Origin of the sequence: Geodermatophilus siccatus, from assembly GCF_900103785.1 — a bacterium.
Classification (GTDB): Bacteria; Actinomycetota; Actinomycetes; order Mycobacteriales; family Geodermatophilaceae; genus Geodermatophilus; species Geodermatophilus siccatus.
The window spans coordinates 40,558-58,889 of record NZ_FNHE01000011.1 but is presented as its reverse complement, the minus strand read 5'-3'; the positions used below and the strand labels follow the sequence as shown (position 1 = coordinate 58,889).

The 18,332-nt window shown below is 75.2% G+C and carries 17 protein-coding genes; 4 read left to right on the top strand and 13 right to left on the bottom strand.

Annotated features, from left to right (window positions below):
- Positions 1-44: 44 nt before the first annotated feature.
- The 5 genes from BLS21_RS18950 to BLS21_RS18930 form a co-directional block, all read right to left on the bottom strand.
- Positions 45-1,571 (bottom strand): MFS transporter, encoded by a 1,527-nt coding sequence (locus BLS21_RS18950; RefSeq protein WP_091222135.1) that lies wholly within the window; start codon positions 1,569-1,571, stop codon positions 45-47.
- Between the two features lie 131 nt (positions 1,572-1,702).
- On the bottom strand, positions 1,703-3,175 hold the full coding sequence (locus BLS21_RS18945; protein WP_245700566.1) for an ATP-binding protein: 1,473 nt from the start codon (positions 3,173-3,175) through the stop codon (positions 1,703-1,705).
- On the bottom strand, positions 3,172-4,830 hold the full coding sequence (locus BLS21_RS18940; protein ID WP_091222130.1) for an FAD-dependent oxidoreductase: 1,659 nt from the start codon (positions 4,828-4,830) through the stop codon (positions 3,172-3,174). Before BLS21_RS18940 ends, BLS21_RS18945 begins: the two co-directional genes overlap by 4 nt.
- A gap of 221 nt (positions 4,831-5,051) precedes the next feature.
- Positions 5,052-5,549: a CAP domain-containing protein gene (locus tag BLS21_RS18935; protein WP_091222127.1), complete on the bottom strand. Its 498-nt coding sequence runs from the start codon at positions 5,547-5,549 to the stop codon at positions 5,052-5,054.
- 136 nt (positions 5,550-5,685) lie between these two features.
- Positions 5,686-6,054: a thioredoxin family protein gene (locus BLS21_RS18930; RefSeq protein ID WP_091222124.1), complete on the bottom strand. Its 369-nt coding sequence runs from the start codon at positions 6,052-6,054 to the stop codon at positions 5,686-5,688.
- A gap of 86 nt (positions 6,055-6,140) precedes the next feature.
- Between BLS21_RS18930 and BLS21_RS18925 the strand changes: the two genes are divergently transcribed.
- Complete coding sequence (locus BLS21_RS18925; RefSeq protein ID WP_091222492.1) at positions 6,141-6,488, top strand: UBP-type zinc finger domain-containing protein; 348 nt, start codon at positions 6,141-6,143, stop codon at positions 6,486-6,488.
- An 87-nt stretch (positions 6,489-6,575) separates the two neighbouring features.
- Here BLS21_RS18925 and BLS21_RS18920 read toward each other — a convergent pair whose 3' ends face one another.
- Complete coding sequence (locus BLS21_RS18920) at positions 6,576-7,262, bottom strand: TetR/AcrR family transcriptional regulator (protein WP_175479643.1); 687 nt, start codon at positions 7,260-7,262, stop codon at positions 6,576-6,578.
- A 210-nt stretch (positions 7,263-7,472) separates the two neighbouring features.
- Positions 7,473-8,861, bottom strand: coding sequence for an MFS transporter (locus BLS21_RS18915; protein ID WP_091222122.1), 1,389 nt, complete (start codon positions 8,859-8,861; stop codon positions 7,473-7,475).
- 241 nt (positions 8,862-9,102) lie between these two features.
- Between BLS21_RS18915 and BLS21_RS18910 the strand changes: the two genes are divergently transcribed.
- Positions 9,103-9,981, top strand: a complete 879-nt coding sequence (locus BLS21_RS18910) for a shikimate dehydrogenase (RefSeq protein ID WP_091222119.1) — start codon at positions 9,103-9,105, stop codon at positions 9,979-9,981.
- A complete protein-coding gene (locus BLS21_RS26255) occupies positions 9,971-11,827 on the top strand; it encodes a sugar phosphate isomerase/epimerase and 4-hydroxyphenylpyruvate domain-containing protein (RefSeq protein ID WP_281241957.1) in 1,857 nt (618 codons plus the stop codon). Before BLS21_RS18910 ends, BLS21_RS26255 begins: the two co-directional genes overlap by 11 nt.
- 14 nt (positions 11,828-11,841) lie before the next feature.
- Here BLS21_RS26255 and BLS21_RS18900 read toward each other — a convergent pair whose 3' ends face one another.
- Positions 11,842-12,555 carry a dienelactone hydrolase family protein gene (locus tag BLS21_RS18900; RefSeq protein WP_091222114.1) on the bottom strand — a complete coding sequence of 238 codons (714 nt, stop codon included), beginning with the start codon at positions 12,553-12,555 and terminating at the stop codon, positions 11,842-11,844.
- A gap of 163 nt (positions 12,556-12,718) precedes the next feature.
- Between BLS21_RS18900 and BLS21_RS18895 the strand changes: the two genes are divergently transcribed.
- Complete coding sequence (locus BLS21_RS18895; protein WP_091222111.1) at positions 12,719-14,137, top strand: selenium-binding protein SBP56-related protein; 1,419 nt, start codon at positions 12,719-12,721, stop codon at positions 14,135-14,137.
- Positions 14,138-14,241: 104 nt separating this feature from the next.
- Here the strand turns inward: BLS21_RS18895 and BLS21_RS18890 are convergent, their stop codons facing one another.
- The 5 genes from BLS21_RS18890 to BLS21_RS18870 form a co-directional block, all read right to left on the bottom strand.
- Positions 14,242-15,270, bottom strand: coding sequence for an ATP-dependent 6-phosphofructokinase (locus tag BLS21_RS18890; protein ID WP_091222109.1), 1,029 nt, complete (start codon positions 15,268-15,270; stop codon positions 14,242-14,244).
- 176 nt (positions 15,271-15,446) lie between these two features.
- Positions 15,447-16,250: a DUF1932 domain-containing protein gene (locus BLS21_RS18885; RefSeq protein ID WP_091222106.1), complete on the bottom strand. Its 804-nt coding sequence runs from the start codon at positions 16,248-16,250 to the stop codon at positions 15,447-15,449.
- 68 nt (positions 16,251-16,318) lie between these two features.
- Positions 16,319-16,660 carry an STAS domain-containing protein gene (locus tag BLS21_RS18880; protein ID WP_091222104.1) on the bottom strand — a complete coding sequence of 114 codons (342 nt, stop codon included), beginning with the start codon at positions 16,658-16,660 and terminating at the stop codon, positions 16,319-16,321.
- A 63-nt stretch (positions 16,661-16,723) separates the two neighbouring features.
- The gene (locus BLS21_RS18875) at positions 16,724-16,957 is read right to left on the bottom strand and encodes a ketohydroxyglutarate aldolase (RefSeq protein WP_139177209.1); all 234 of its coding nucleotides are present in this window, start codon (positions 16,955-16,957) and stop codon (positions 16,724-16,726) included.
- Between the two features lie 40 nt (positions 16,958-16,997).
- Positions 16,998-18,287 carry a S8 family serine peptidase gene (locus BLS21_RS18870; RefSeq protein ID WP_245700565.1) on the bottom strand — a complete coding sequence of 430 codons (1,290 nt, stop codon included), beginning with the start codon at positions 18,285-18,287 and terminating at the stop codon, positions 16,998-17,000.
- Positions 18,288-18,332 lie beyond the last annotated feature (45 nt).

Below are 18,332 nucleotides of genomic sequence, written 5' to 3'. Positions count from 1 at the left end.
GGGGGTGCCCGGCCCGATCGCGGGCCGGGCACCCCCTCGTCGTCTCAGGAGTGGGCGGCGTGCCCGTGGCCGTGCACGGCGTCGTGGTCGGCCTCGTCGCGCGCGGCGGCGTCGGCCGCGTCCTGCCGCCGGCCGTGCCGCAGGTCGACGACGGCGAGCACGAGGGCCGCGGCGATCCCGACGAGGGCGACACCCAGCCCCGCCGCAGCCGCCGCCGGGTAGTCCTCGCCCGTCGCCCCGAGGACGACGTAGAACAGACCCGGCAGCGCCGCCGTCCCGATGACCGCGCCGAAGCGCTGCGCGGTCTGCAGCCCACCACCGGCCGCGCCGGCCATCCGGACGGGCACCTCGCGCAGGGTCATCGTGATGTTCGGCGAGATGACGAAGCCGCCGCCCAGGCCACCGGCCAGCAGCGCGGGCGCCACCGCCCAGGGGACGGCGTCGGGAGGCACGAGCAGCAGGACGGCGACGGTCGCCCCGAGGCCGGCCATCACCCCGACCAGGCCGAGCACGGTGAGCAGCCGGCCGAAGCGCTCGACCAGCCGCCCGGCCACCACCGCGGCCGCCGCCGAGCCGATCGCGAACGGCGTCACCGCCAGCCCGGACTGCAGCGGGGTGAGCCCCAGGCCGGTCTGGAAGAACAGCGCGAAGACCAGCCAGATGCCGCTGAAGCCCACGAAGTAGACGGTGCCGAGCGCCGCCCCCAGCCCATACCCGGGCGTCTGCGTCACCAGCCGCGGGTCGAACACCGGCTCCCCGCCGCGGTGCACCACCCGCTGCTCCCAGACGACGAAGCCGACCAGCACCAGCACCCCGACCGGGAACAGCCACCACAGCCGCGCGAGCCCACCGGACTCCGCCTGCACCAGCGGCAGCAGCAGGGCCAGCGCACCCGCGCCGAGCAGCGACACCCCGCCCAGGTCGATCCGCCCGGACCGGCCGGTCCCGCCCCTCGGCAGCAGCCGCCAGGCCAGCACGAACGCGACCACGCCGATCGGCACGTTGACGTAGAAGATCCAGCGCCAGTCGGCCACCCGCAGCAGCAGCCCGCCGGCGATCGGCCCCACCGCGGTCGACACCCCGACGACGGCGCCGAACAGCCCGAACGCCCGGCCCCGCTCACCGCCGCGGAACAGCTGCTGGATCAGCCCCGAGTTCTGCGGGGCCAGGACCCCGGCCGCCAGCCCCTGCGCCAGCCGGGCCGCGATGAGCAGCCCCACGCTCGGTGCCGCGCCGGCCGCCGCGCTGCACAGCACGAAGCCGGCCAGCCCGACGAGGAACATCCGCCGCCGGCCGAGGGCGTCGCCCAGCCGGCCCGCCGGGACCAGCATCAGCGCGAAGGTCAGCGCGTAGCCGGAGACCACCCACTGCACCGCCGCGGGCGAGGCCCCCAGGTCGCGCTGCAGCGTGGGCAGCGCGACGGACACGATGCTGACGTCGAGCAGGCTCATGAAGCCGGCGACGAGGGTGACCGACAGCGCCCGCCAGCGGCGCGGGTCGGGCCGGTACTCCTCCTCGGCATCGCCGCCGGGGTCCCGCGCGGTCCGGTCGACGTCGGGCCGGGCCGTCACGGGCGCCTCCGGGGGTTCGGGGTGGCGGCGCCGGTGCGCGCCTGCCGTCCCCGTCGATCCTCCGCCGGGGTCGGTACCACCGCAGGGCGGGGCTCGAGGCCGCCGTCTCCGCGGAGATGGCCGCTCCGGGGTCAGGCGGGCGCCGCCTCGGTCAGCGGGAGGCGCACCTGGAAGCGGGTGTCCCCCGGCCGCGAGCGCACCCGCAGGTCGCCGCCGTGCCGGGTGACGACGACGCGGTAGGACACGTCGAGGCCCAGGCCGGTGCCCTGCCCGACCGGCTTGGTGGTGAAGAACGGCTCGAACACCCGCTGCCGCAGCTCCTCGGGGATGCCCGGCCCGGTGTCGGCGACCTCCACCAGCGCGCAGTCGCCCTCCCGGGCGGTGCGCAGGGTGAGCGTCCCCTCGCCCGCCATGGCGTCGAGAGCGTTGACGATGAGGTTGGTCCACACCTGGTTGAGCTCACCGGGGTAGCCCGGCACCGGGGGCAGCGACCGGTCGTAGTCCTTGACCACGCGCACGCCCGGCGGGGTCTTCGCGCCGAGCATGACGAGCGTGGCGTCCAGCCCGGCGTGCAGGTCGGTGGGCTGGTACGGAGCCCGGTCCAGCTGCGAGTACTGGCGGGCGGCGTCCACCAGGCCGGAGATGCGGCCGGTGCTGTCGGCGATCTCGGCCAGGAGCGACTCGGTCTCCACCGCGTAGGCCAGCCAGCGCAGCGCGGGCTCCAGGGCGGCCGGCTCCACGGCGTCGGCGACCCGCTGCAGGTCCGCCGGCCCCAGGCCCGCGCCCACGAAGACCCCGGCCAGCTCGTACGCGCCGCCGACGTCCCGCTCGTCGAGCCAGTCGCCGAGCTCGTCCTCCCGGTCGGCGCGCTCCAGCGCGGTGAGCTCCGGGGCGCTGCCCACCCGGGCCACCAGCTCCTCCTGCAGACCGGTCAGCGCCCGCAGCACCGCGCCGTCGAGCCTGCCCTCGGACAGCAGGGCCAGCTTGTGGCGCATCCCGGCGAACCGCTCCCGCAGCGCGGCGGCCGCCCGCGACGCGGCCGCGGCCGGGTTGTTCAGCTCGTGGGTGAGGCCGGCGGTCAGCTTGCCGAGGGCCAGGAGCCGCTCCCGCTGCCCGACCAGCTCGGCGGAGTTCCGCTGGCCGATGAACATGCCCTCCAGCAGGTGCACCGCCATCGGGTACCAGCGTCGGAACTGCGCGGCGAACTCGGCTGCGGGCAGCTCGAGGAAGCGGCAGTCGGTCACCGCCCGGACCGTCGCCGGATAGCGCTGGTCGACCCGCTCGCCGACGTAGAACTGCACCGCACCGGAGTAGACACCGCGGTGCGACGTCCGCACGGTCTCGACCTCGCTGCCGCCGACCCGGCGGGACATGGCGAGCGTCCCCTCGAGCAGGACCGAGAAGCACCGGGCCGGCTCGCCCTCGACCGACACCTCGGCACCGGCCGGGAACGCGACGACGGCGCCGTGCTCCGCGACCCAGGCCAGCTGCTGGTCGTCCAGGTCGGCGAAGAGGAACAGCTCGCGCAGCTCGGCCGGGCCCAGCCGCTCGGCCGCCGTGGTCACCGGTGCTCCGCCCTCGGGTGACCTCGCGAGCTCGGTCATCGGTCCTCCAGGTAGCGGTGCACCAGGGTGACCGCCATCGCGCCCTCGCCGACCGCCGAGGCGACGCGCTTGACCGAGTCGGCCCGCACGTCCCCGGCGACGAACACGCCGGGCAGGCTGGTCTCCAGCAGGTACGGGTCGCGGTCGAGGTCCCATCCGGCGGGGCGGCGCCCCTCGCGCAGCAGCGCCGGGCCGGTGGGGATGAACCCGCGCTCGTCGCGCACCACCACGCCGTCCAGCCAGCCGGTGCGCGGCGCGCCGCCGATGAAGACGAACAGGTGGCTGGCCGGAAGCGTCTCGCGCTCACCGGTCCGCGCGTGCTCCACGGTGAGCGCCTCGAGGTGTCCGTCGCCCTGCGCACCGGCCACGGTGGTGCAGGTGCGCACCGAGATGGACCCGATGCCGGCGATCTGCTCGATGAGGTAGGCCGACATCGACGCCTCCAGCGACGGGCCGCGCACCAGCAGGCACACCGAGCGGGCGTACCGGGAGAAGAACACCGCCGCCTGCCCGGCCGAGTTGGCCCCGCCCACGATGTAGACGTCGCTGTCGGCGCACTGGGCGGCCTCGGTCATCGCCGAGCCGTAGTAGACGCCGCGGCCGGTCAGGTCGTCGACGCCGTCCACGCCGAGGCTCCGGTAGGAGACGCCGGTGGCCAGGACGACGGCGTGCGCGCCGATGCGGCGGCCGTCGTCGAGGTGCAGCACCCGCTTGGGCCCGTGCGCCTCGAGGGCCACGACGTCGCGGGCCAGCAGCAGCTCGGCACCGAACTTGACCGCCTGCCGGCGGGCCCGGTCGGCCAGCTGCCCACCGGAGACGCCGTCGGGGAAGCCGAGGTAGTTCTCGATCCGGCTGCTCTGGCCTGCCTGCCCGCCGGTGGCCTCCCGCTCGACGAGCACGGTGCGCAGCCCCTCGGACGCGCCGTACACGGCGGCGCCCAGCCCGGCCGGCCCGCCGCCCACGACCACGAGGTCGTAGAACTCCTCCCGCGGGTCGACGGCGAGCCCGGCGACGGCGGCCAGCTCCGCCTCGCCGGGGTGTTTGAGCACCTGCGCGTCGGCGGTGACGACGACGGGGACGTCGTCCGGTCCGGCTCCGGCGGCGGCGAGGATCCGCTGTCCGTCCGGCTCGTCGGCGTTGAACCAGCGGTACGGGACGGCGTTGCGGGCCAGCAGGTCGCGGGCGCGGAAGGACGGCGCCGACCAGCGGTGCCCCACCAGCTTGACGCCGTGCACCTCCGGGTCGGGGGTGTCGTGCCAGGCGGCCAGCATCGCGTCGACGGTGGGGTACAGCTTCTCGTCGGGCGGGTCCCAGGGCTTGAGCAGGTAGGCGTCGACGTCGACGTCGTTGATCGCCGCGATGGCGGCGTCGGTGTCGGCGTAGGCGGTGAGCAGCGCACGGCGGGCCCGCGGGACCAGGTCCATGGCCTGCTCGAGGAACTCGATGCCGTTCATCTCCGGCATCCGGTGGTCGGCGAGCAGCACCGCGACCGGGTCGCCGCGCAGCTTGAGCTCACGGAGCGCTCCGAGCGCCTCGGCCCCGGAGCCGGCGCGCAGCACCCGGTGGGTCTCGCCGTAGCGCCGGCGCAGGTCCCGGGCGACGGCGCGCGAGACCGCCGGGTCGTCGTCGACGGTGAGCAGCACGGGTCGGCCCATGGGGCCTCCTGTCCGGGCCCGCCGCGGGCGGGATGGGGTGCGGGAGGACGGCGTCGTAGCCGGCTGCGGCCCACGCTAGCCCGCACGGCCGCCGCGGTGACAGCCTCGCGGGCACGAGCGCCGCCTGCGGCTCACGGACCTCCGCCGCCCTCCCGCCCCCGGGACCGATCCCTACCGTCGCTGGGTGGCACCCCGAGGGATCTCGCGCCGGAGCACGAGCTCTAGTAGACGAGCTTGTTGCGGACGTTCCCGGGCGGGGCGTACCGGGCGATGAAGATGTCCCTCCCGGTCGCCACGCTCGTGGCCAGACCGCAGCCCACGTGGGTCGTGAGACGCCAGACGATCTGCGTGTAGTGACCGATGTGCCGCCAGTCCCCCGTGGTCGAGCACAGGTCTCCCTGCTCCTTCCCCGTGAACGTGCACGGGGGGATGAACTTCGCCTTCTCCGCTCCCCACTGGTCCACGAACTGCGCCGGGGTCTTCGACCCCGCAGTGGCCCGCGCGATGTTCTCCCCGCCGACACCGCTGTGCGGGTTGGCCGGCCACGTGGGCAGGCTCGCCAGGTGGTCCGCCCACTTCTGCGCATCAGTGGCGAGCGCGCCGGACCAGGCAAGTCCGGGACGTCCACTTCCACGTCCCTCCGGTACCTGTTGTGCGCCTCGACGACGGCCTTCGCGTCTGCAGGTGAGAGCGTCACTGGACGACCTCCGCGGTGAGATGACCCGACAACGAGCGGTCCGAACTCACGGCGTCCGGGGACGGTGCCGCTGGGTGCTCCCGTGACGGTGAGCGTGCCGGGTCGGCGTCACGGGGCCACCACCGATCCGTCACCGGACCAGCGTCGGGCAGCCGTGCTCAGGGTCCGGTGACCGGCTCCGGGAAGGTCTCGCGGACGGCGACCATGTCGAGGTCGCGGACGGTGGCGATGAGCAGCTCCACGGAGTCCTCGGGGAACCAGCCCGGCTCGGCGAACACCGGCACGCCGTCGCGGAAGACCATGAGGCTCGGCGCGCGCTTCACCCCGATCGCCGCGGCGAGCCGCGGCTCGGCGGGCAGGTCCACGGCCGTGAAGCGCAGGTCCGGGTGGCGCTGCGCGACGGCGTCGAAGACCGCGGCGAACGCCCGGCTCGATCCCGACGCGGTGTCGCGGAAGTCGACCAGCACGATGCCCGCCGCCTGCGTCGCCGCCGCGAAGTCGTCCTCCGAGAGGCTGACCGTCCCCACGCTGCCCTCCGTCCCCCGGACCGAGTGTGCCCCGTCGGCCGCGCACCGGCTTCCGGGGAGCGGGCGCCGTCCCTACCGTGGTCGCCGTGGACACGACCGCCGCGATCGACCCGTCGGTGCCGCCGAGCGGTCCCGGCTGCGTGGAGTGCGAGGCCACGGGCGGGTGGTGGTTCCACCTCCGCCGGTGCGCCGCCTGCGGCCACGTCGGCTGCTGCGACTCCTCCCCCTCCCAGCACGCCCGCCGGCACGCGGGCGAGTCCGGGCACCCGGTCGTCCGCAGCTACGAGCCGGGTGAGAGCTGGTTCTGGGACTTCACCCGCGAGGACTTCGCGACGGGCCCGGAGCTCGCGCCGCCCGAGCACCGCCCGTGGGACCAGCCGGCCCCCGGGCCGCGCGGCCGGGTCCCCGCCGACTGGCTGTCCCGCCTGCACTGAGGCCCGGCCGCGTCGAGTGCGACGGACCTGTGGTGGTCAGCACTCGATGGCCACGAGGTCGTCGCACTCGCCGGCGGCCGCGGGTGCTCAGCGGGCGGTGAGATAGGCGACGACGAGGTCGCCGAGCATCTGGCGCTGCTGGTCGCGTCGCTCGGGGTCGAGCATGTCCCGCCCGAAGAGGGCGCGCCAGGTGTACCGGTTGGCGGTCCGGTAGATGCAGAAGCCGCTGATGACCTGGTGCACGTCCAGCGCCTCCACGTCGTCCCGGAAGACGCCGGCCTCGCGTCCGCGGGCCAGGATGCGCCCGAGCACGTCCAGGGCGCGGGTGTTGAGGTTGGACAGCCGCTCCGAGCGGGCGATGTGCTCGGCGCGGTGGATGTTCTCGATGCTGACCAGCCGGATGAAGTCCGGGTGCGCCTCGTGGTGGTCGAAGGTCAGCCCGGCCAGCGCGCGGATGGCCTCGACCGGGTCGAGGTGCTCGACGTCGAGCTGCTGCTCGAGACCGCGGATCCGGCTGTAGGACCGCTCCAGGACGGCGACGTAGAGCTGCTCCTTGCCGCCGAAGTAGTAGTAGATCATCCGCTTGGTGGTGCTGGTCTTCGCGGCGATCTCGTCCACCCGTGCCCCGGCGTAGCCCCGGTCGGCGAACTCGCTGGTGGCCACGTCGAGGATCTCCGCGCGGGTGCGCTCGGCGTCGCGCTGCCGCGGCGGATCGGAGACGGCTGCGACCGCGGGGACGGGCTCGTCGGACAGCGGCTGAGCGGCGGACGACACGGCTGCGGACCTCTTCACGTCGGTGGGATCCCCCCGAGCCTAGGACGCCCGGCGGCGGTGCCCGGCAGGTCCACCGGCTCGCCGGTCACGTCGCCTCCTGACGGGACGGGCCGGTGGCCGGGCCGACGGAGGTCGGCCCGGCCACCGGGGCGGCTCCCCTGCAGGGTCCCGCCGCGAGCCTGCGAGTGGCGGGGGGCAGGGGGTCCTCCGTCAGACCGAGGCGCGGATGCGGTCGTACTCCTCGCGCGGCACCACCGGAGCGTCGTCGCGACCCAGGTCGTTCATGTGCACGCGGTAGGTCTCCCGGGCCGACCAGGCGGCCGTCGCCGCGATGATCCCGATGCCGAAGGTGATGCTGCCGACGATCAGCGGCACGTTGGACCCGCCCGGCGCCACGATCGCGTAGATCGTGGGCAGGAAGGCGGTGATCATCGTGCCCAGGTTCTGCGAGACCGCGAAGGCCGTCACGCGGGTCCGGGCCGGGAAGAGCTCCTGGTAGAAGGCCGGGTACACCGCGTTGTAGCCCTGGTACACAACGCCCCACATGAGGATCGCGAGGACGAAGGCGCCGACCACGGAGCCCTGGCTGATCGCGTAGAGGTAGCCGAAGGACAGCGCCGTCGACCCCAGCGCGCCGACGATGATGCACGGCCGCCGGCCGATGCGGTCGGACAGGTTGCCGACGAAGGGGATCAGCAGCACGGCGACCGCGTTGCCCACCACGGAGACCCACAGGTACGTGGTGGTGCTGAAGCCGTTGCCGTACTCCTCCTGGGTGGCGTAGGCCGCGCCGAACACGGTGGCCGCCACCGGGACGGCGTTCATCAGCGCCATGCAGACGACCCGGAACATGTCCTTGCCGCTCTCCTTGACCGCCTGGACGATCGGGGCCTTGGGCACCTCGCCGTGCGCGGCCTCCTCTCGGAAGACCGGGGTCTCCTCGACCCGCCGCCGGATCACGTAGCCGGCGACGACGACCACCGCTGACAGCAGGAAGGGGATGCGCCAGCCCCACGACTGGAACTGCTCCTCGGGCAGCAGCGCCGACAGCGGCAGGAACACCGCGGCGGCGAGGATCTGCCCGGCCTGGACGCCCTGCAGGGTGTAGCTGGCGTAGTAGCCGCGCCGGCCGAACGGCGCGTGCTCGACGATCATCGCGCTGGCGCCGGAGATCTCACCGCCCACGGCGAAGCCCTGCACCAGCCGCAGCACCACCAGCAGCGCCGGGGCCAGGAGGCCCACCTGCTGGTAGGTGGGCAGCAGCGCGACGAGGAACGTCGACGCGCCCATCAACAGCATGCAGAGCACGAGCACGTTCTTGCGCCCGTGGGTGTCGCCGTAGTGACCCAGCACGAACGCGCCGATCGGGCGGGCGACGTAGCCGACACCGAAGGTCGCCAGCGAGGCGATGACGGCGACCTGCGGATCGGACTCCGCGAAGAAGATCGTCGGGAACACCAGGGCGGCGGCCTGGGCGTAGATGAAGAAGTCGTAGTACTCCAGCGCGCTGCCCATCCAGCCGCTGGCCGCGGCCTTCCTGGGCGTCTTCTGGAACTCGCGGGGCTCGTGCGAGCCCGGCTCGGCCACTGCGTCGCGCATCGGTCCTCCTGGGAGGGAAGGGGGGGTGCGCCGGCGGGCGCGGGACGGCGGTGCTCGGTGCGGAGCGAGCGCGGTGACCGGCACCACGTCCGCAATGAACTACTTGGTACATTAGCGTGGCGCAGAGCACAAGCCCCCGGCCGCGAGCGGCCGTCGACCGCGGGCCGAGGCTGGTGCCAGGCGACCGGATGTGGTGTGCTGCACAACAACTCACCAGTTGGTACATAGAGGGGGCGGTCCCGTGACGAACGGTGCGCAGGGGTTCCTGGTCGGTCTGGTCGGCAGCGGCATCGGCCCCTCGCTGTCCCCACCGCTGCACGAGCGCGAGGCCGACCAGCTGGGCCTGCGCTACCTCTACCGGCGGCTGGACCTCGACCGGCTGCAGAAGCCGGCCACGGCGATCGGCGAGATCCTCGCCGCCGCCCGGCTGGCCGGCTACGACGGGCTCAACGTCACCCACCCCTGCAAGCAGCTGGTGCTCGAGCACCTCGACGAGCTCTCCCCCGACGCCGCGGCCCTCGGTGCGGTGAACACCGTCGTCCTCCGCGACGGCCGGGCGGTCGGGCACAACACCGACTGGTCCGGCTTCGCCCGGGCCTTCGACCGCGGCCTGCCCGAGGCCCCGCTGGACCGGGTCGTGCTGCTCGGCGCCGGCGGCGCCGGCGCGGCGGTCGCGCACGCGCTGCTCACCCTGGGCACCCACCGGCTGACCGTCCTCGACGTGGACGGCCGACGGGCCGGCGAGCTCGCCGCATCCCTTGGCGATCGCTTCGGCGCCGACCGCGCCGAGGGCGGGGACCTCGGCACGCTGCCCGCGACACTCCCCCGGGCCGACGGTCTGGTGCACGCCACCCCCACCGGCATGGCCGCCCACCCCGGGCTGCCGCTGGACGCCGGCCTGCTGCGACCCGACCTGTGGGTGGCCGACATCGTCTACCGGCCGCTGGAGACCGCGCTGGTCCGCACCGCGCGCGAGCTGGGCTGCCGGGTGCTCGACGGCGGCGGCATGGCCGTGTTCCAGGCCGTCGACGCCTTCCGGCTGTTCACCGGCGTCGAGCCCGATGCCGAACGCATGCTGGCCCACTTCACCTCGCTGGTCTCCGACGTCCGTGTCGACTAGGCGCCTCCGCCGGGCCATCGCCACGGTCTGCCTGTCCGGCACGCTCGAGGACAAGATCGCCGCGGCGGCCACCGCCGGGTTCGACGGCATCGAGGTGTTCGAGCCCGACCTGGTCGCCTCCCCCTGGTCACCCGCGGAGCTGGCCGCCCGCTGCGCCGACCTCGGCCTGTCGATCGACCTCTACCAGCCCTTCCGCGACCTGGACTCCACCGATCCCGACCGCTTCGCCCGCAACCTGCGCCGGGCCGAGCGCAAGTTCGACGTGATGGCTGCGTTGGGTGTGGACACCGTGCTGGTCTGCTCCTCGGTCGCGCCGGACGCCGTCGAGGACGCCGACCGGCTGGCCGGGCAGCTGGCCACCGCTGCCGCCCGCGCCGGCGAGCGCGGCCTGCGGATCGCCTACGAGGCACTGGCCTGGGGCCGGCACGTCTCGACCTGGGAGCGGTCGTGGGACGCCGTCCGCCGTGCCGACTCCGCCGCCCTCGGGCTGTGCCTGGACAGCTTCCACGTGCTCTCCCGCGGCGGCGACCCGGCCGGCTTCGCCGACGTCCCCGGGGAGAAGCTGTTCTTCCTGCAGCTGGCCGACGCCCCGCGGCTGGCCATGGACGTGCTGCAGTGGAGCCGCCACCACCGCCTCTTCCCCGGCCAGGGCGCCTTCGACCTGCCCGGCTTCCTCGCCGCGGTGCTCGCCACCGGCTATCCCGGGCCGCTGTCGCTCGAGGTCTTCAACGACGTCTACCGGCAAGCCGACCCGGCCCGGACGGCGGTGGACGCGATGCGCTCCCTGCAGTGGCTGGAGGAGGCGCTGGCGCTGCGCGACCCGGCGTCCGGCCTCCCCCTCCCTCCGGCCGCACCCGCGCTGTCGGGCTGGTCGTTCACCGAGCTCGGCGTCGACGGGGTCTCCGGTCCGCGGGTGGCCGAGGTGCTCGCCGCGCTCGGCTTCACGCACACCGGCCAGCACCGCTCCAAGCCGGTGCAGCTGTGGGAGCAGGGCCGCGCGCGGGTGCTGCTCAACGCCTCGGTGGTGCGCCCGGCCGCGGCCGGGATCGCGTCGGTCGCCGCGCTCGGCCTGGAGAGTGCGGACCCCGGCCGCTCGGCCGCCCGCGCCGACGCGATGAGCGCCCCGGTCCTCCCCCGCACCCGCGGCGCCGCGGAGGCCGAGCTGTCGGCCGTCGCCGCGCCCGACGGCACCCAGGTCTTCTTCACCCGCACCGTCCCCGACGGCTGGCCGTCCGACTTCCTGCCCACCGGGGAACCGCCCGGGCCGGGTGCGGGGATCACCTGCGTCGACCACGTGGGGCTGAGCCAGCCGTTCGACTCCTTCGACGAGGCGGGGCTGTTCTACCGCGCCGTCCTCGGACTGGAGCCGCAGGAGGTCACCGAGCTGGCCGCACCCTTCGGCCTGGTGCGCACCCGCGCGGTCACCGACCCGGACCGCTCCGTGCGGCTGGCCCTGTCGGCCGCGACGCTGCGCCGCGGTGGCTGGGCACCCGGCGTCCCCGAGCCGCAGTACGTCGCCCTGGCCACCGACGACCTGGTCGCCACCGCCGCGGCGCTGCGCGCGGCCGGGGCGCCGCTGCTGGCGCTGCCGGCCAACTACGCCGACGACCTCGAGGCCCGCTTCGACCTGCCCGCCGACCTGCTCGCCGCCGTCCGGGAGCACGGCCTCATGTACGAGGAGGACGCCGCCGGCGCCTACCTGCACCTGGCCACCGAGGTGCTCGGCGACCGGGTGTTCTTCGAGGTCGTGCAGCGCCTGGGCGGCTACGACGGCTACGGCAGCGCCGACGCGCCGGTGCGGATGGCCGCCCACCGCCGGAGGCGTCAGGCGGCCGTCGTCCCGTAGCGGGCGGGTGCGGCTCAGTCCGCGCGCAGGTGCGTGTCGAGGAAGCGGAGGATTCGCGCCCAGGCGTCCTCGGCCGACGGGTGGTGGTAGCTGAGGCCGGCCACCCGCTCCAGGACGGCGAAGGGCCCGACGTCGTGCCGGTTCATGAACGAGTGCCCGGCGTCGGGGTACTCGTGGACGTCGTGCGGCACCCCGTGCTCGGAGAGCGCCCGCTCCAGCCGCTGGGCCGCCCCGCGGAGGGCGCGGTCCCTCTTCCCGTAGCTGGCCACGACCGGGCAGGCGCCGGCCAGCACCCGGTCGACGTCCTTCGGCAGCATGCCGTAGTTCGGCGCGGCGACGTCGAAGCCGCGGGTGGCCGCCAGCAGCGCGAACCCGCCGCCCATGCAGAAGCCGACGACGCCGACCCGGCCGGTGCAGTCCTCCCGGCCGGCCAGCCAGCTGCGCGCCGCCTCCAGGTCGCCGAAGGCCGGGCCGTCCTGGCGGAACAGGTCGCCGAAGGTGCGCTTCAGGCAGCGCACGGCGCCGCCGGCGCTGAACAGGTCGGGGGCGACGGCGAGGTAGCCGGCGGCGGCGAGCCGGTCGGCCTGCTCGCGGGTGTCGTCGTTGAGCCCGAACGCCTCGTGCACCACCACCACGCCCGGCCACGGCCCCTCGCCCACGGGCGGGACGGCGAGGTGCGCGCGCAGCCGCGGTGCGCTCACCGCGCCGGGGATGGTCGTCTCGGGCACGGCGGGCTCCCGTCGTCGGCCGGCTCGGAGCCCCGGACGCTACCGAGCGGCCCCGCCTCCGGCAGCGCGAACGGACGGCCGGGCCGGCCGACGCAGCAGCGTCTTCCGCGCGGCTGCCGGGCGCGGGAAGGTCGGGACTCCCCCCAGTCCAGGAGGCCACGGCATGAGCACCCCGACGCGGATGGACCCGACCTTCTACCGCAGCGCCGCCGAGGCGATCGCGGCGCCGAGCGAGCGCCTGGCCTACGTGGTCGCGTTCGACCGTGCCGGCAGCAGGCCCGACGCCCTGACCGTCGTCGACACCGACGCCGGGTCCCCCAGCTACGGACAGATCGTCGGCTGGGCCGAGCTGCCCACCGTCGGCGACGAGCTGCACCACTTCGGCTGGAACGCCTGCTCCAGCGCGCTGCTGCACGAGGGGCACGACATGGGCCACGACGGCCTGCAGCGCCGCTACCTCCTGCTGCCCGGCCTGCGCAGTTCGAACGTGCACGTCTACGACACCCACCCCGACCCGCGCGCACCCCGGCTGCACAAGACGATCGGGGCGGAGGAGCTGGCGGAGAAGGCCGGCTACTCACGGCCGCACACGCTGCACTGCGGCCCGGACGGCGTCTTCCTCACCTGCCTGGGCAGCGCGGACGGGGACGACGGCCCCGGCGGGATCGCGCTGCTGGACCACAGCACCTTCGACGTCCTGCGGGCGTGGGAGACCGACCGCGGCCCGCAGTACCTGGCCTACGACGCCTGGTGGCACCTCAACCAGAACACCCTGGTCTCCAGCGAGTGGGGCACGCCGTCGATGGTCGAGGACGGGCTGGTGCCCGAGCTGCTGCTGGACAACCGGTACGGCCACCGGCTGCACTTCTGGGACCTCGCCGAGGGCCGGCACCTGCAGGAGGTCGACCTCGGGCCCGAGCACCAGATGGTGCTGGAGCTGCGGCCCTCCCACGACCCGGACGCCACCTGGGGCTTCGTCGGCGTCGTCGTCTCGACCGCCGACCTGTCGGCGTCGGTGTGGCGCTGGCACCGGGACGGCGACGAGTGGAAGGCCGAGAAGGTCATCACCATCCCCGCCGAGCCGGCCGACCCCGACGACCTGCCGCCCGCGCTGAAGCCGTTCTCCGCGGTGCCGCCGCTGGTCACCGACATCGACCTGTCGGTCGACGACCGGATGCTCTACGTCTCGTGCTGGGGCACCGGCGAGCTCAAGCAGTACGACGTCAGCGACCCGGCGCACCCGCGCGAGGTGGGCTCGGTCCGCCTGGGCGGCGTGGTGCGGAAGACCCCGCACCCGGCCGCACCCGGCGAACCGCTGGCCGGCGGCCCGCAGATGGTCGAGGTCAGCCGCGACGGCCGGCGCATCTACGTCACCAACTCGCTCTACGGCGCGTGGGACGACCAGTTCTTCCCCGACGGCACCGGCTCCTGGATGGCCAAGATCGACACCGACCCGGGGACCGGCGGGCTCGGCCTCGACGACCGGTTCTTCCCGCACGGCGAGGACTGGCGCGGCCTGCGGCCGCACCAGGTGCGGCTGCAGGGCGGGGACGCCTCCTCCGATTCCTACTGCTACCGCTGAACGCAAGGACCATGGCCCCCCCCCCCCCCGCAGGGGCCCGCCGCGAGCCTGCGCGTGGCGGGGGGGCAGGGAGGTCCATCACCCGGTGAGGGCGAGGGTCTCCTTCACCCGGTGAAGGCGAGGGTCTCCGCCAGCCGCGTCGGCGTGACGGTCTTGAGCCGGGCGACGGCGTCGGCCAGCGGCACCAGCTCGATCTCGGTGCCGCGCAGCGCCACCATCTGACCGACCTTGCCGTCGTGCGCGGCGACGGTGGCGTGCAGGCCGAACCGGGTGGCCAGCACCCGGTCGAACGACGTCGGGGTGCCGCCGCGCTGCACGTGGCCGAGCACGGTGGTGCGCACCTCCTTGCCGGTGCGCCGCTCCAGCTCCTCGCCGAGCTGCTGGGCCACACCGGTGAACCGCTTGTGGCCGTACTCGTCGACGCCGCCGTCGCGGACCAGCATCGTGCCGGGCAGCGGGGACGCGCCCTCGGCGACGACGCCGATGACGTGCGAGTCGCCGCGGGCGAAGCGGTCTCCGACGATCTTCGCGACCTCGGCGACGTCGAAGGGCTCCTCGGGCACCAGGGTCAGGTGCGCGCCGGCGGCGAGGCCCGCGTGCAGCGCGATCCACCCGGCGTGCCGGCCCATGACCTCCACCAGCAGCACCCGCTGGTGCGACTCGGCGGTGGTGTGCAGCCGGTCGATCATCTCCGTGGCGACGCTGACCGCGGTGTCGAAGCCGAAGGTCAGGTCGGTGCAGTCGATGTCGTTGTCGATGGTCTTGGGGATGCCGACCACCGGGACGCCGACCTCCGACAGCAGGTGGGCCGCGGTGAGCGTGCCCTCACCGCCGATCGGGATGAGCACGTCGACCCCGTGCCGGGCCAGCACGGTCTTCATGTCGTCGAGGCCGGCGTGCAGCTTCTCCGGCGCGACCCGGGCCGAGCCCAGCGTCGTCCCGCCGCGGGTGAGCAGGCCGTCGACGGCGGCGACGTCGAGCGGCGTGGTCCGGTTCTCGAGCAGACCGCGCCAGCCGTCGCGGAAACCGATCACCGAGCTGCCGTACTGGGTCGTCGCGGTGCGGACGACCGAGCGGATGACGGCGTTGAGGCCGGGGCAGTCGCCCCCGCCGGTCAGGACACCGATGCGCACCGGCTGTCTCCCTGGGGTCGTGGGCCGGGTCGCCGTCGACCATACGTCATGACGACATGACGACGCGGCGACACCCCGACCCAGTGTGCCCCGACCACGCTCGCCGTCCCGTCCACCCGCACCACCAGCCCCATGCGCCCCGGGAGCCACGGGTCGCGCCGGGTCGTCCCCGCCGGTCAGGGCCGGCCGTCGTCCTCGCCCGCCGCCGCCGCGTCGGCCAGGGCCGCCAGCTGGTCCCGCGCGGCGGCGGCCACCCGGCACGGCACGCCCAGGTCGGCCAGCTGCTGGGCGGCGGCCGCCATCTCCGCGGTCCGGCGGCGGGCGTGCTGCCGCGACCCGGTGAGGAACACGTCCAGGTCGGAGGCGGCGAAGCGGTCCAGCTCCGCCGCGATGTCGCGCCGCAGCCAGTCGCCGACCCCGGCCGCCTCCGCGCCCTCCACCGCCTCGACCACGGCGGCGGCCACGCCCTTCCAGAAGACGCTGCGCAGCAGCTTGCGGGAGATCGCCGCACCGGGTGGGCCGTCGAGCACGTCCACGGTCCCGCCGAAGCCGGCGAGCACCTGCGCGTACCTGCGGGCGCCGTCGCCGGAGGCCAGCATCGGGGTGCGCAGCCCGCGCCCGGGGACGGTCGCCAGCAGCGCCACGTCGGCCACGGGCACCCCCCGGCCGGCGAGGGTCGCGGCGAGGTCCCGCTTGACGCCGGGGGCCGCGGTGTTGAGGTCGGCCCAGACCGCCCCGGGCTGCAGCCGGGGCAGCGCGTTGCGCAGCGCGACGGGCGCGTCGGCGGCGCTGTTCACGCTGAGCACCACGTCGGCGTCGGCGACGGCGGCGGCCTCGTCGGTGCGCGGCAGCACGCCGGGCGGCGGGGCCACCCGCGGGTCGTAGCCCCGGACGTCGGCACCCAGGGCGACCAGGTCGCGGGCGATCTCCGCCCCGGCCTCCCCCAGTCCCAGCAGCGCGATCGCCGGCGGTCGGTCCACGGTCCCCCACCTCCTGCGGCCCCGGGCGGGCCGCCCCGGCGGACTGTAGGCCGAACCCGTGCGGCCGGTCAGCCGCGGCCCTCGTCCGCGAGGACGAAGAGCACCGTGATGCCGGCCAGGTCGAGCACCTTCCGGAACCGCGGGGACGCCGACCGGAGCACCGCCGGCCGCCCGTCCCGCGCCGCGGACTGCGCCCACCGCACCAGCAGCGAGAGCCCGGTCGAGTCGATGTAGCCGACCGAGCCGACCTGCACCGCCACCAGCTCCCGCTCGTCGACGCCCTCGGCGCGCATCCGCCGCACGAGGGGCTCGTCGACGTCGCCGAGCAGGTGCAGCACCGGGCCGGCGTCCTCGTGCACCACCCGGTAGGTGCCGCTCGGCGGCTCGGACCCGGGGTTCAGGCGGTGCACGCCTCCACTGTGGCTGCGCCCGCCCACGCCGACAAGCAGGCCCCCGGGGATGTCACCCGACCGTCACTGCACGGGGGCGTCCGGCGGTGGCAGCCGGACGGTGCGCGCCTCCTCCACCGCGGCCACGCCCTCGACCCGCAGCTCGCCGAGCGCCCGCCCGGCGGGCAGCTGCCCGGCGATCAGGCCCACCTCGGCCAGCACCTGCTCGACCTGCAGGCCGTGCCGGCGCAGCGACTCGGCGACCGCGTCCAGCTGGGCGCGGTGCGCGTCGTCGACGGTGACGATCACAGCGGTCACGGGGGAACGGTAGCCCGGACGGCACCGCCGGGGTGGGCTCTCACCGCGGCGCGAGCGGCAGCCCCGAGCCGACGTCGGCCGACGGGGTGGTCAGCCGACGCGCGGCCCGGGTCAGCGTCTGCCACAGCTCCCGCCCGCGCAGCCCGGTCTCCTCGGCCCACAGCGCGGCCAGGCCCGCGACGTGCGGCGTCGCCATGCTGGTGCCACTGATCGCGCGGTAGCGGTCCGGCAGCGGCCAGGACGAGTACACGTCCACCCCGGGCGCGGCCAGGTCGACCTGCCCACCCGGGACGGCGCTGCTGCGGGCGGAGAACCAGGCGACCGCGAGGGCGGGGTCCAGCGCGCTGACGGCCAGGACCTCCGGGCTGTTGGCCGGCACGCCGACGAAGCCGACGTCCCCGTGACCCCGGTCGGCGTTGTTGCCCGCGGCCGCCACGATCAGCGACCCCTGGTCCAGGGCCCGCCGGCCCGCCGCCGTGTAGGCCGGGCTGGGCTCGACGACGTCGGCGCCCAGCGACATCGAGATCACCTGGCAGCCGTTGCGCACCGCCCAGGCGATGCCGGCGAGGATCTCGGCGTCGGTGCCCGAGCCCTCGTCGTTGAGCACCTTCCCGACGAAGACCTCCACGTCCGGGGCGACGCCGTAGCCGCGGGACCCCTGCGGGCTGCGCGGTCCGCAGGCGGTGCCCACGCAGTGCGTGCCGTGACCGTGCCCGTCCTGCGGCGACTGGCCCTCGACGAACGAGGTGGCGGTGACCGCGCGGCCGGCGAAGTCGGGGTGGTCGAGGTCGAAGCCGGTGTCGAGGACGGCCACCCGGATGCCGCGGCCGGTGCGCGGTGAGGCCGGCACCTCGGTGGCTTGCAGGCCCCAGGTGTACCGGGAGGTGTCGGCGAAGGGCGGGGTGGTGGGCTCGGCGGTGCCCCCGGGCAGGTCGAGCAGCCGCCCGGTGAGGTCGGTGACGGCGTCCCGGTAGCCGGCGAGGTAGCCCTCGGGGACCTCCGGCAGCACGTGCTGGACCAGCTCGGGCGTCACCGCGAGCACCGACCCGTCCTCGGCCAGCCGTCGTGGGTCGACGGCGGCCACGGCCAGCCCGAGGCCGGGGAAGACGACCGCGTCGGCCTGCCGCAGCGCCCGCGCGTCGGCGTCCGCCGGCTCGGCGTCGCGGGAGTCGACGACGTCGGACAGCCCGGCCAGCCGGCGCAGCGCGGCCGCGCCGTCCTCGTCGGGGTCGGCGAAGACCACCACGGAGCGACCGGTCGTCGCCGGCCGCGGGGGGACACCGATCCGGGCCCGCCCCGGGTCGCCCCCGGCCGTCGGTCCTCCGATCACGGCTGCCTCCTCGTCCGGTGGCCGCCGGACGGGGACCCCCGGCGC

Coding starts and splice junctions, on each gene's coding strand:
- BLS21_RS18915 (WP_091222122.1), bottom strand. CDS start 8,861: ATGCGCGACGCAGTGGCCGAGCCGGGCTCGCACGAGCCCCGCGAGTTC.
- BLS21_RS18940 (WP_091222130.1), bottom strand. CDS start 4,830: ATGGGCCGACCCGTGCTGCTCACCGTCGACGACGACCCGGCGGTCTCG.
- BLS21_RS18895 (WP_091222111.1), top strand. CDS start 12,719: ATGAGCACCCCGACGCGGATGGACCCGACCTTCTACCGCAGCGCCGCC.
- BLS21_RS18945 (WP_245700566.1), bottom strand. CDS start 3,175: ATGACCGAGCTCGCGAGGTCACCCGAGGGCGGAGCACCGGTGACCACG.